The organism is Jiangella asiatica (assembly GCF_004349065.1).
Classification (GTDB): Bacteria; Actinomycetota; Actinomycetes; order Jiangellales; family Jiangellaceae; genus Jiangella; species Jiangella asiatica.
In genome coordinates, this window is record NZ_SMKZ01000067.1 from 17,238 (window position 1) to 29,675 (window position 12,438).

Sequence of the window (12,438 nt, forward strand, 5' to 3'; positions counted from 1 at the left end):
CCACCCGAGCCAGCCTGTGGACAGCGCGGCCGCGCCGCCAGCTACGCGGTCGGCCGCACGCACACCACCAGGCTTTGCGCGCGTCACCGGCGGCCGGTGGTCGTCGGGCCGGTCAAGCTCCAGCCACGGCACTCGATCTTCGCCCCGCACCGATGATTCGAGGAGACCTCCGGCCGCCTGTCGCCGTGCTGCGCCTTGGCATGCAAAGTTGTCGCGACGAACCATGACACATCCGATGCGCGGGCGGTGATCTGGTGTGCCAAGGACAGTGATCGGGTCCCAGCGGCGATCACGTTCAGCAGGATCCCCCGAGCCTCACCATGATTGCGAGCATGGTGTGACACGAGATTTCGTGCTGAACGTGATCATTTGTGGGACGGAGCGACGATCACCGCGTGCGGGCTCGCTCCAACGCCGCCCGGAACGCGCCGTACCGCTCCAGCGAGACCGTCACCGGCGTGACCACCACGTCGCCGACGGTGCGTGCCACCAGCTCGCGCAGAGCCCGCCGCATGGACTCCTCGCGGTGACGAGCACCGCGTCGCGCCGCGGCGAGTCCGACCAGCCCCAGGAAGACGCCGAGCACCACCCCGGCCGCCAGCAGCAGCGTCGGCACCGGGATGCCGAGCACCCACGGCGTGGCCACCTCGAACCGCAGGAAGTCACCCAGCGCGAGCGCGACCAGCCACACCACGCCGGCCATCGCCGTCAGGAGTGCGAGCCATTGCAGCAGGTTGAACAGCCGCCACCAGCGTGGCCGCCGGGTGATGCCGAAGTCGGTCGCGGTGACGGCCTTCTCCAGCGCGGCGGGCAGCCGGCTGCCCGCCTCCGTGGCGGCCCGCCGCACCTCGTCGCGCCAGACGAGCGGCAGCGACCCGGCCGCGGTGTCGCCGAACGACCGCACCGCCGCGTCGGACCGGGCCCGCTGGACCGGCGTCGGCTCGGGCAGTGAGACGCGGGCGATCCCGGCGTCGACCTCGTCTGACCGGCGCGTCGCGACGCCCAGCTTGTCCAGTGGGTCGCGCCGCAGCTTGCCCAGCCAGCGGGTGACCGGCCACCCCGTCGTCGCCCGGGCCCGGCGCAGGTAGGACCGGCCGACGGCTTCAGCCACCACGTCCGCCCCGGAGGCGTCGGCAACGGCCGCGGCCAGCGCGTCGCGTGCGCCCCTGTCGATCTTTCCGGGAGAGCCCGCACCCACCGCGGACGCGACGACGTCCGCCGTCATCCGCAGGTCGGCCTCGATGCGCTCGTCGACGGCCCGGCGCTTGGTAACGGCGGTCCGGATCAGGTCGACCAGGGTGTCGACGCCCTCGCCCGTCACCGCCGACAGCGCCACCACGGGCACCTCGTCCAGCCCGTCCTCGTCGAGGCGGCGGCGCAGGTCGGTGACGCACTCGACGATGTCGCCGCGGGCCAGCCGGTCGATCTGGTTGAGCACCACCACCGTGACCGCCTGGTGCGACGCCAGGGGCCGCAGGTACCGCTCGTGCAGCGCGGCGTCGGCGTACTTCTGCGGGTCGAGCACCCAGACGAAGAGGTCGACCTGTTCGACGAGGCGGTCGACGGTGTCGCGGTGCGCCTGCTGGGTGGAGTCGTGGTCGGGCAGGTCGAGCAGGACGAGGCCGTCGAGGTCGTCGCTCTCGCCGGAGTCGAGGACGCTCTCGCGGGCAACGCGGTGCCGCGGCGGCACATCGAGCCAGTCCAGCAGCGGTATCACCCCTTGAGTACCCCAGACGCAGGCCATCGGGTCCGCCGTCGTCGGCCGACGAACGCCGACCCGGGAGACCTCCATGCCGGCGATGCGGTTGAACAGTGACGACTTCCCGCTGCCGGTGGCGCCGGCCAGCGCGACGACGGTGTGTTCGACGGAGAGCTGACGGCGCTCGCCGGCGCGGTCGACCATGGCCTGCACCGAGTCGGCGAGACCGTCAGGCAAGAGCGGCCGCGCGGCGGTCACCGCCGCCTCCAGGGCCTGGACCCGTTCGGGGAGCGTGATCCGGTCCCGGCGTGGCCACAGCTTCATGCGGCACGCTCCCGGGCCTGCTCGGCGTCGGATCGCGCAGCTCGCAGCACGGTGCCGGCGGCCACGTCGACGGGCAGCCCACCCAGCCGGTCGGTGAACCGCGCCGACTCCGACTCCAGCAGCGCCGACACCCTCGCGGAGAGATCGCGCCGGGCCTTCGACGCAAGCCGCCGCACCGCCTCGTCGCCGAAGAAGGCCTCCAGCAGCTTCTGGCCCACGGCTGCGGTCCCGCCGGCCACGCCGACCTCGGCACCGGTGAGGCCGGCCGTGGACGCGAACACCACGATCATCAGCGCCAGCCCCAGGCCATTGACACCGAACGACAGCAGCCGGGCGTTGAACCGCCGGCTGGCGCCCTCGGTTCGCACCAGCTCCAGCACCGCGTCCTGCCAGGACCGCACCATCTCCGCGGCCCGCGCCGGCACGTCGTCGGCCGCGCGGGTGAGGTCGTCGTCGCCGAGCAGTGCCCGGCCGGCGGAGGTCTCGCGCCAGCGGGAGTCGGCCTGCTCGGCGGCCCGGTTGGCCTCCTCGACGACGACGGCGGCCAGGCCGTGCTCGATGGCCTCCTCGACCGCCGCCGCCGGCTGTGGGCGGCCGCGCAGGAACGCCGTCACCTTGTCGCGGACCCGCCCGACCCGCGCCTCCAGGGAGCGCAGGAAGTCGCCGGTGCCGACGAAGTCCTGCCAGCGCGCCAGCACCTCGCCGCGCAGCATGCTGCCGTCGGCCGCGGCCTCGTCGATGCGCCGGCAGGCCGCCTCGTAGACGTGCGCGACGTCGGCCTGCAGCCCGGTCACCGTCTCCACCTGCAGGTCGGCTGCCTCGGCCAGGCTGGGGACCTGGAGCAGGACGCCGTCGACGGCGCCGTCGAGGGTGCGCCGCACGATCTGTGTCCGGGAGGCCTCGTCGGCGGCCAGCCCGTCCAGCCAAGCGCGGACCGCGGCCACCGCGGGCGCCGGCAGCAACCCGTCGTCGTCGGGCATGGTCTCCTCGACGACGAAGAGCGGCGCGTCGCCGAGGCCGTGCTCGGCCAGCATGGCCGCGAGATGGCTGCGGATTTCGCTGACGGCCTCCGGCGCGACCCGGTCGAGGACGACGGCGACGGCGGCCTGCCGCGCGGCCGCGGCACGCAGGAAGTCCCACGGCACCGCGTCGGAGTAGCGCGCCGCCGTCGTGACGAAGAGCCACAGGTCCGCGGCGGCGAGGAGTTGCGCGGCGAGGGTGCGGTTCTCCGTCACGACGGAGTCGACGTCGGGCGCGTCGAGGATCGCGACGCCGGACGGCAACCCGTCGTCTGCGACCAGCCGGAGCGCACCGCCGGCCTGGTCGTGGATCTCGACCCGCGGCAGGTCGGGCAGGATGCGCAGCTCGTCGAACCACTCCGCGTCCTCGGGGTGGTGCACCAGGATCGGCGAGCGGGTGGTGGGCCGCAGCACGCCAGTGTCGCTGACCCGCCGCCTCACCAGGGAGTTGACCAGTGTGGACTTCCCCGCACCGGTGGAACCGCCGACGACGGCGAGCATCGGCGCGTCCAGGTGGTCCAGGCGCGGCAGGATGTAGTCGTCGAGCTGGGCCAGGACCTCGCGCCGCACCCGCCGGGCGTCGTCGGCCCCGGCGACAGCGAGCGGATACTGCACGCCCGCCAACCTTCCGCGAAGCGCGGCGAGAGCATGATGAATGCTCAGCTCAGCGGTGTCCACCTGGCGAATCTTGCACGCTTCGGAGCCCGGCCGCCAAGTGTCATGGCGCCATTGATGCCAATCGTTCACATGGCGAGTCACATTGTCGGTCGCATCCGATAGCGTCGGTGGCGCCGCAACGCACCCGATGGAGGACCGATGTCGCTCGAACGACCCGTCGCACCCGACCCCTACTCGCTGCTGCCGGCCGTGGCTTCGTTCGGCGCGACCAGCGACGACGTCAGCGACGGCGAACAGCTGGCCACGGAGTTCATCGCCGAGGCCGCCGGTGGCGCCAACCAGTCCCCGCAGCTGTCGTGGTCGGGCGCGCCGGACGGCACCCGCAGCTACGTCGTCACCTGCTTCGATCCCGACGCGCCGACGCCCAGCGGCTTCTGGCACTGGGTCGTGGTCGACCTGCCCGCCACCACCACCGCCCTGCCGCGCGGGGCGGGCGCCGCGGACGACTCCGGCCTGCCCTACCCGGCCTTCTCCGTGCGCCAGGACGCCGGCACCACCGGCTACTTCGGCGCCGCGCCGCCGCAGGGCGACATGCCGCACCGCTACTACTTCGTGGTGCACGCCGTCGACGTCGAGACACTCGGCGTCGATCGCGACGCCTCGCCTGCCGTCGTGTCGTTCAACCTCGCGTTCCACACGCTGGCCCGCGCCATGGTCGTCCCCGTCTACTCGCATTGAGACCGTGATCCACCAGCATCCGCTCGCGTATCTGCTCGGCCTGGAGGGCGTCGCGCTGCTGCGTGCCTTCGCCGGCCAGCACGACCGCGAGTTCGTCCAGGCACGGCTGGCCGAGATCCGGACGCTGCTCGCCGCCGCCGACGAGTTCGGTGACGGCGGAACCGCCTGGCCCATCTCCACCGTCGACGGCTACCGAGCCTGGGCCGGGGGCTACGACCGGCCCGGGAACCAGCTGCTCGACATCGAGCAGCCCATCGTCCGTGAGATCCTCGACGGGCTCCCGGTCGGCGTGGCCCTGGACGTCGCCTGCGGCACCGGCCGCCACGCCGCGTACCTGGCCGAGCTCGGCCACACGGTCATCGGCGTCGACAGCTCGCCGGAGATGCTGGCGGTGGCCCGGTCGAAGGTTCCCGGCGCGACGTTCCACGAGGCCGACCTGCACCGGCTGCCCCTGCCCGACTCACACGTCGACACGGTCGTGTGCGCGCTCGCGCTGACCCATGTGCCGGAGCTGGATCCGGCGTTCGCCGAGTTCGCGCGCGTCCTGCGGCCCGGCGGACACCTGATCGTCTCCGACCCGCGCGGCCGCCTGGGCGACGTCGGCCTGCCGATCGTCATGCCCGGCCCCGACGGCCGGCCCGGCTACTTCGAGAACCGCAGCCGGCTGGCCAGCGAGTACCTTGCCGCCGCGCTGCCGCTCGGGCTGCGAGTGCGGCGCTGCGAGGAGCCCCGTCGCCCCGACCCGTTCGTCGACGGCGACGGGGTCCCGCCGGGCGCCGGTGGGTCGCCGCCACCGTTGGCCACGACGGGCACGCCGCCGAACATCTGGGCGCTGCACCCGTTCGCGCCCGAGGCCGCCAACGCCGCCTATCGTGGCAGCCCGGCTGCGATCATCTGGCACTTCGAGCTGGACGGGGCCGGCTGACGGGCTGGCCGGCTGGCGACGGGGTCACCTGACCTCGACGTCGTACTCCAGGGTGACCACCCACCGCGCCGCGCCGTCCCCGTCGTCGACGGTGCTCGTGGCGTCCCGTGGACGGACGACGTCGGCGTCGACGCCGTGTGTGGCGCGGAACGCGGCGGCGACACTCGCGGCCGGGTCGGCGCCGTGCTCGAGGATCCCGCCCGCGGTCCGGCCGTCGGGGGTGCGCCCGTAGGCCGCGACGCGCTGCACGACGGTGGCGCGGTCGGAAATCGAGGCGGGCTGCGTCGTCCGGGTTGTCGGGTCGGGCTCGGAACGGACTGGTGCGCCGGGTTCGTCGAGCATGGCGACCCCGATGGTGACCAGCTCGACCGCGTCGAGTGTCCTGATCTCGTCCCGCGGCACCCACGCGGCCAAATCCGTCGTGCCGTCGACCTCGTGCGTCAGCTCGCCTCCGGTCACCCGGCCGCGGTAGACGATGCGCACCGCGTAGAAGTCGTCCCCGTCGTAGCCTTCCGGCGGGGCGTCCGTGGTCACGAGGCGGAAGGCGTCGACGCCGATGAGCGCCTCCAGCTCACCGGTGTACCCGGTCTCCTCTGTCAGCTCGCGCAGCGCACCGTCTCGGGGCTGCTCACCCGGGTCGAGGCCGCCGCCGGCGAGCGTCCACCGCGGTCCGTCGTCCCACCCGATGCAGCGGGCCAGCAGCAGCCGGCCGTCGTCGTCCTCACAGATGACGTAGGCGGAGATGCGCAACCGTTCGAGGAGGGCCACGAGCAGGTGACCGTAGCATCGTGGGGTGACGACTCCGACGATCGGCCGGCTGGCGACGGTGCCGGCCCGCACGCGACCGGACCTCCTGGCCGGACCGGTGAAGACCGCCCTGTCCTCGAGCACGGCCGAGGTGTACGTCGCCGAGATCGACCCGACCCTGGCCGACACGGCCGCGTTCTGCGCCGCCTACGACGTGGCGCCGGAGGAGTCGGCGAACTGCGTCGTCGTGGCCGGCAAGCGTGAGGGCGAGCCCCGGGTGGCGGCGTCCCTGATACTCGCGACCACCCGCGCCGACGTCAACGGCATCGTCCGGCGCAGACTGGGAGTGCGCAAGGCATCCTTCCTGGCCATGGACGACGCCGTCTCGCAGACCGGCATGGAGTACGGCGGCATCACACCGCTCGGCCTGCCCGGCGACTGGCGGATCCTGGTCGATCCGGCCGTTGCCGCGCTACCCTTCGCGGTGGTCGGCAGCGGGCTGCGCGGGTCCAAGCTCGCCGTACCCGGCCCGGTCCTGGCCACCTGGCCCGGCGCCGAGGTCGTCGACGGACTCGGCCGTCCCGTGCAACAGGCCTGACCGTCCGCCACAATGGTCAACGTATCCGGCGCCTGTAGCTCAGTCGGATAGAGCAGGAGCCTTCTAAGCTCTTGGTCGGGGGTTCGAGTCCCTCCAGGCGCACCAGCTCAGAGCACATCTCGATCATGAACAATTCTTCCCCGGGTCGGCCGTTGGTCGGTGACCAGGCCGCTGTCCGGCGTCGTCGCGGTATAGCGGATGACTGTGGACGACACCTCACCCCTGCTCGAGGAGCGTGACGCAGACCCGCGTCGTGTCCGGTGATCATCAACGGTTGGCAACGTCATGGTGTCGCTACCGGTTGATGATCATGGAGGGTTGACGCACGGGGCCGGACAGAACTCCGGACACAACCCCGGGCAACACCGCCGACAGGCTGGCATGATCGGCGGATGGTGCGACGGGTGGTGCTGGTGTCGGGTTCGCCCGGTGCGGGCAAGTCGACGCTGGCGGTACCGCTCGCGGACGCACTGGGTTTCGCGCTGCTGTCGAAGGACACCATCAAGGAGACCCTGCACGACGCTCTGCAGCCGCCCGAGGGTGACCTGGCCTCGTCACGGCGGCTGGGCGCGGCGGCGATGCAGCTGCTCTGGCGGCTCGCCGGCTCGTGCCCGGACGTGGTGCTCGAGGCCAACTTCCTGCCGGGCCAGCCCGATACGGTCGAGCGTCTCGAGGCACTCGGCGGCACTCTCGCCGAGGTGTACTGCGCCTGCCCGCCGGACGAGGCGGCGAGGCGCTACGCGGTGAGGGGTCGCTCACCCGGCCACCATCCGGTCCACGTCGAGAAGGAGCTGCCCGTCGAGTCGCTGGCGCGGTACGACCGGCCGGTCGGGGCCGGCGAGGTCATCACCGTCGACACAAAGCAACCGGTCGACGTCGCGGAGGTCGCGGATCGGGTGCGCCGGGCGCTCGGGGTCAGGTAGAGACGGCCCGACGACGGCGGAGGGCGACGGTCAGCGGCACGGCGGCCGTCGGGCTGAGCACCGCACCGCCGAGTCCGACCGCGATCGGGGGTTGACCGACGCGGCGAGCGGCGCATGGGTGGTGCCGTCGGCGAAGACGCGCGTCTCCTCGACCTCAGCGTCTCGGGCCGGGTGCTCCTCATCGCAAGAGCAACCACAGGCCCAGGCCGACCGCAAGCCAGAAGACCGCGGCGATGCCGACCGCCAGGATCAGGCCGCCCATCGTGGTCAACCGGCGGTCCGGTGCCCGGTCGCGTGCTGGTCCATCGACGACGGGGTCGCTGGCTAGGCCCGTGGCCACCGAGTCGCGGACGTCGAGCAGTCGGCGGATCATGGCGTCGACCGACTCGAGAGCCGCGACGCCGGCGGCCGCCTCCGTCGTCGACGACGAGTCCAGCGCCGATCCGGACGGCGGCCCAGGCCCCGACGGCGCCCGGCGAGCCCGGTCCCATTCGCGCACCGAGGCGTCCACCGTCTCCAGGTGGGTGTGCAGGTCGGGAAGCATCCAGGGCACCGGCCGGGCGGGGACGCCGGCGAGGTCGCACAGCTGGTCGGCCAGCTGGGCCGCTTGGTCTACTCGCAGTGAGAACGAGCCGGAGCCGGTGAGGAGCACGTCGATGACGAGGCCGCCCTCGTCGTGCGAGGCGACCAGGTAGCCGCGGTCGTCGTCGGTGAGCGGCGACCACGCGAACGGGCCGAAACGAGCGCCTGCGGGCGGCGATGCGGACACTGGGCTCCCCTCCCGTGGAAACGTCGGGCGGCCACGGTTTCCGTGACACCGGATGGATCAGCGCCACTCTCCCACGTCGTACGCTCGCACGATGCCGACCGGACGCAACGAAGCTGTCATCAGCCGGTGGAACTCGTTCCCGCCCGGCCAACGAGAGCCAGACACGCGGTGTCAGCGATGACGCGGCAGGCTCGTCGACATGAGCGACCCGACACCGCCGCACATCGCCCGGCTCGTTCCGCGGCTGGGGCTGACCGGCACGGAGCGCGTCCTGGAGCTGGGCGGTGCTCCCGGTGTCGCGGCGGCCGAGGTCGGCCGGCTGCTGAGCGGAACCGGCCACCTCACCGTCGTCGACCGGTCGATCACCGGCCTGCGGCGCACCACTGAGCGCAACCGCGAACTCGTCGACGCCGGACGGCTCACCGTCGTCCAGCGGGATCTCACAACCATCGAGCCGGGCACGACGACTTCCCCGCCGGCGGCTTCGACGTCGTCTTCGCCAGCAACGTCAATGTGTTCTGGACGGACCCGGCCAGGGCGAACGTGGCGTCGCTCGCGGCACTGCTCCGCGTGCCCGGCGGCCGGCTGCGGGTACGGCGATGACGACGGCGCGCGCGGCGACGTGGGCGAGCGGGTCGCGGCGACCCTCGACGCGCAGGACGCGCTGACTGCCGTCGAGGTGCACGCGGTCAGCGCGTCCGTCGAGATCCGGGCCCGGCGGGCGGCGTCCTAGCTCAGGAACTCCCGCAGGCCGGCGAGGTCGTCGGTGTTGAGGTGGTCGACCCCTGCCGCCAGGAGCTCGCTCCAGATCGCCTCGCGGGCCGGGCCGGGTTCGTCGGGTGTCGCCCAGAACCGGATGCGGTAGCCGGCCGCGTGTGCCTGCTGAACGATGTCGACGAGCTTGGCGCGCTCCGCCGCCGGCATCGGTTCGACGCCGCGCCAGGTGAAGTGGTTGGTCCAGTTGTCGCTGACCAGCGGCATGAACCCGGCGGGTAGCCCGCTGCCGAGGTCGCTGAGCCGGCCGTCGTAGCCGGCGAAGCGCAGCCGCTGCGCCAGCATGGTGTCGCGCGGCCGGTCGCCGCTGATGACGGCGGTCACCGCGCCCGGCTGGATCCGCTCGCCGACGTAGCGCGTCATCATGTCCTGGTAGCGGCGCAGCACCGCGTCCACCTCGGCGTACGTGGCCTCGCCGGTGTTCTTGATGTCGATGAGCAGCTGCAGCGAGCCGTCCCACCCCGGGTAGACCGACCCGCCGTTGGCGTGGACGATGTCGCGCAGCGGGTCCAGGTACAGCGACTCCAAAGTGCGCCCGGGCTGGACCTCCCAGGCGTCGTGCGCCACCAGCAGCTCGCCGTCGACCAACCAGACGTCGGCTTCGACGCTGGTGAACCCGTGGTCGAGGGCGTCGAGCAGGGGGCGCTCGTGCTCATAGTCGTTGTGGGCGTGGGCTGGGTCGAGCGGCTCGCCGACGGCTGACGCCGTCGCCGCCACCGCGAGACCGAGGGCCGCCGCGAGGGGCAGCGTCAGCACTCGGTGGGCCATTCGCCGAAATCGGGACCGATCGCTCATGACCGTCACGGTCGAGGCTGGTGACAACGAGTCGATGTCACGGTCGCGACGGCTGGGCGACGACTACGCGAACGCTCAGAACGTGGGGTCGACAGCGAACTCGACGCTGTCCCAGGCGCCGAAGTCGTCGAAGCCGATGAACGTCACGTCGATGGCGTCGCCGGCCGGGAACTCGCTGGCCGTCGCCGTCAGCGTCGACACCGGCGACCCGTCGAGCAGCACCGTCGCCGTCCACGACACGTACGAGACCGTCTCGGCGCCGTCGTTGGTGACCGTGGCGCCGACCTCGAAGTCGCCGACGTAGTCCTCGCGGATCTCCACCGCGCTGAAGGTGAAGTCGCCCGCGGTGAAGGTGCCCTCGACGGGCTCCGGCTCAGCCGTTTCGTCGGTCGGTTGGGTCGGTTCCTCGGCCTCGTCCAGCGCCGCCCGTGTCTCGTCGAGCCGCTCCTTGAGGTCGTCGCGCTGCCCTTGGACCTGATCGAGCTGCTCGCGCAGGGAGTCGACCTCGGCGCGCAGCTCATCCAGCTCGCCGCCGGACTGCTCGTCGGACTCCTCGGCGACAGTGGCCGGCTCGTCGTCGTCGATCAGCGTCGCCGAGCCCAGGCCGCCGCCCACGCCGACGGCCAGCGCCAGCACGGCGACAAGCGGCCACACCCATCGGCGACGACGGGGTCCGTCCGGCGCCGTGGGTGGTGGCGGCGGAGGCACCGGCGGCGGGGCCGGCGGCAAGGGCTGGGTGGTCATCGAAGCAGGATGTTACCCCGTCGCGGCGGCGATCTCGTTCGGTGCGGCGGGAAGGCTCGCGCTGGTCACGACGGTTCGCGTGGCGAGGTCGACGGCGTGGATCTCGCTCGCCGCCGGGTCGGTGACGTACGCCGTGCCGCCGTCGACGACGATGGCCGGCCGCGGCTGCTGCCAGTCCACCGGCTCGGTCCAGGCGTCGATGACCGGGATGACGGCGCCGACCTGGGCCGTCGCCGGGTCGATCACGTGGATGGCGCCGTCGGTGCCGAGCACGATCGCTTCGCCCTCGGGTCCGCGGGCCAGCGAGCGGAAGGTGTAGCTGACGCCCAGGTCGACCAGCCGCAGCGTGTTGGTCGCCGTGTCGACCAGCGACACCCGCTCCGGCCGCTCCAGCTCGGCGTCCGGATCGACCTTGTAGTCGCCGAGCACGACGGTCGATTCCTCGGCGCCCGCCTGGTTGCCGATGCGGCCGTAGGGATCCGGGCTGTCGATCTTCGTGAACCCGCCGTCGCGGTAGGCGAGCACGCCGTCCTCACAGCCGACGACCACGGTCTCGTCCGCGGCGACCGCCTCGCCGTGTACGCCGGGGCAGTCCTCGTTGCGGGCGATCTCGGTGCCGCCCGCGTCCAGGACCTTGGCGCCGGTGCGGGTCTGCTCGTCGCCGAGCGTGACCAGGAGCTCGTCGTTCGCCAACTGGACCGCTACGCCGTGGTGCGGCTGGTCGGCCGCGACGACCTTTGTCTCCGGCGCGCCGTCGGCGAGGTCGTCGGACTCGAAGATCTCGATCCGCCCGGTGCCGTCGCTGAACAGCACGGTCGAGCCGGCGTGCCGGACGACGTGGCCCGGGTGGTCGGTCTCGAACTGGATGTCGGTGAGAGCCGGCTCCCCGACGTAGTGGTGCGCGTGGTCGCCGTGCTCCACGCTCCACGTGCCGGTGTCGAGGACGCGGAACGCCTCGTCGGTCGAGACGATGACGTGCCGGCCGTCGCCGGCGGGGTTGACCCGGTTGAAGCCGTCCAGCTCGAACGTCTCCAGGACCTCGAGCGTCCGGCCGTCGAGCACGAGCAGGCCGCCGTCGTAGGTGGCGACGAGGCGCGGCTCGGCGGCCGCGACTTCCTCACCGTCCGGCCGGTCTGTCGGTTCGGCGGAGAGGGCGCTGGACGGCGTGGACGCCGACGGCGACGGGTCGTTGTCGCCGCAGGCGGTCAGGAGCAGGCCGGAGACGGCCAGGGTCCCGATGGTGCCGATATGACGTGTTCTCATGATGGTGGAGCGTAGATGAGAATAGTTCTCGTAATCAAGATGAGAGGGTGAGCAATCCCGGAGTGACGAGGACTACGCTCGGCTGCACCGACTCCGGGTCATCCACGATCCGTCCATTTCCACGCCGCAGGGAGAGCTCGTGGCGCGACGACGTCAAGCGGGGCGACGCGCCGCGGGACGGCCTGTGCCCACGACGGAGGAACCGCCCGCCGGCACGCCTGGGCCGGGTTCGCCCGCACCTGATGAGCCGGTCATCGGCCAGGCGGAGTCCGGATACTCACAGCCCGCGCACGCACAACCCGGGCAGGCGCAGCCCGGGCCATGGACAGGGCGGACGCAGCCGGGACAGACCCAGCCGGGTGAGGTACCGGCTTGGGCGCGGCCCGGCGGCCGGGCGGATCGGCGGCGGCGCCAGACGGGCCCGATCAGCCCCGAGCCGCCGGACGAGTCCGAGCCGCGCCAGGGCCGCCGCGCCCGCCGTCCACCGTCGCTCCCCACCCCC

The 12,438-nt window shown here is 72.6% G+C and carries 13 protein-coding genes and 1 tRNA gene; 6 read left to right on the forward strand and 8 right to left on the reverse strand.

Features of this window, described 5'->3' with window-relative positions; genetic code table 11:
- Positions 1–388: 388 nt before the first annotated feature.
- Complete coding sequence (locus E1269_RS28770; RefSeq protein WP_131901133.1) at positions 389–2,023, reverse strand: GTP-binding protein; 1,635 nt, start codon at positions 2,021–2,023, stop codon at positions 389–391.
- Positions 2,020–3,657, reverse strand: coding sequence for a P-loop NTPase family protein (locus tag E1269_RS28775; protein WP_203434171.1), 1,638 nt, complete (start codon positions 3,655–3,657; stop codon positions 2,020–2,022). The genes E1269_RS28770 and E1269_RS28775 overlap by 4 nt, the downstream gene beginning before the upstream one ends.
- 201 nt (positions 3,658–3,858) lie before the next feature.
- Here E1269_RS28775 and E1269_RS28780 point away from each other — a divergent pair, with 201 nt between their 5' ends.
- A complete protein-coding gene (locus E1269_RS28780; RefSeq protein WP_131901135.1) occupies positions 3,859–4,398 on the forward strand; it encodes a YbhB/YbcL family Raf kinase inhibitor-like protein in 540 nt (179 codons plus the stop codon).
- 4 nt (positions 4,399–4,402) lie between these two features.
- A complete protein-coding gene (locus E1269_RS28785; protein ID WP_131901138.1) occupies positions 4,403–5,323 on the forward strand; it encodes a class I SAM-dependent methyltransferase in 921 nt (306 codons plus the stop codon).
- A gap of 24 nt (positions 5,324–5,347) precedes the next feature.
- Here E1269_RS28785 and E1269_RS33140 read toward each other — a convergent pair whose 3' ends face one another.
- A complete protein-coding gene (locus E1269_RS33140) occupies positions 5,348–6,091 on the reverse strand; it encodes an NUDIX hydrolase (RefSeq protein WP_203434172.1) in 744 nt (247 codons plus the stop codon).
- A gap of 25 nt (positions 6,092–6,116) precedes the next feature.
- On the opposite strand from E1269_RS33140, the gene E1269_RS28795 reads away from it, so the two are divergent.
- The 3 genes from E1269_RS28795 (at position 6,117) to E1269_RS28805 (ending at position 7,591) form a co-directional block, all read left to right on the forward strand.
- On the forward strand, positions 6,117–6,668 hold the full coding sequence (locus tag E1269_RS28795; RefSeq protein ID WP_131901139.1) for a YbaK/EbsC family protein: 552 nt from the start codon (positions 6,117–6,119) through the stop codon (positions 6,666–6,668).
- 28 nt (positions 6,669–6,696) lie between these two features.
- Positions 6,697–6,773: transfer RNA gene (locus E1269_RS28800), tRNA-Arg, on the forward strand.
- 287 nt (positions 6,774–7,060) lie between these two features.
- The gene (locus tag E1269_RS28805; protein ID WP_131901141.1) at positions 7,061–7,591 is read left to right on the forward strand and encodes a P-loop nucleotide/nucleoside kinase family protein; all 531 of its coding nucleotides are present in this window, start codon (positions 7,061–7,063) and stop codon (positions 7,589–7,591) included.
- 178 nt (positions 7,592–7,769) lie between these two features.
- Here E1269_RS28805 and E1269_RS28810 read toward each other — a convergent pair whose 3' ends face one another.
- A complete protein-coding gene (locus E1269_RS28810) occupies positions 7,770–8,360 on the reverse strand; it encodes a hypothetical protein (RefSeq protein ID WP_131901143.1) in 591 nt (196 codons plus the stop codon).
- A 199-nt stretch (positions 8,361–8,559) separates the two neighbouring features.
- Here E1269_RS28810 and E1269_RS28815 point away from each other — a divergent pair, with 199 nt between their 5' ends.
- Entirely contained in the window at positions 8,560–9,093 is a 534-nt protein-coding gene (locus E1269_RS28815; RefSeq protein ID WP_131901145.1) for a class I SAM-dependent methyltransferase, read from the forward strand.
- Here E1269_RS28815 and E1269_RS28820 read toward each other — a convergent pair.
- The 4 genes from E1269_RS28820 to E1269_RS33145 form a co-directional block, all read right to left on the reverse strand.
- A complete protein-coding gene (locus tag E1269_RS28820; RefSeq protein WP_203434173.1) occupies positions 9,090–9,929 on the reverse strand; it encodes a phosphatidylinositol-specific phospholipase C/glycerophosphodiester phosphodiesterase family protein in 840 nt (279 codons plus the stop codon). The two genes, E1269_RS28815 and E1269_RS28820, sit on opposite strands and share 4 nt — an antisense overlap.
- A 75-nt stretch (positions 9,930–10,004) precedes the next feature.
- Positions 10,005–10,673, reverse strand: a complete 669-nt coding sequence (locus E1269_RS28825; RefSeq protein ID WP_131901147.1) for a hypothetical protein — start codon at positions 10,671–10,673, stop codon at positions 10,005–10,007.
- 12 nt (positions 10,674–10,685) lie between these two features.
- A complete protein-coding gene (gene aztD / locus E1269_RS28830) occupies positions 10,686–11,936 on the reverse strand; it encodes a zinc metallochaperone AztD (protein WP_131901149.1) in 1,251 nt (416 codons plus the stop codon).
- 277 nt (positions 11,937–12,213) lie between these two features.
- Positions 12,214–12,438: hypothetical protein (locus E1269_RS33145; protein ID WP_203434174.1), on the reverse strand; the 225-nt coding region annotated here is incomplete at its 5' end.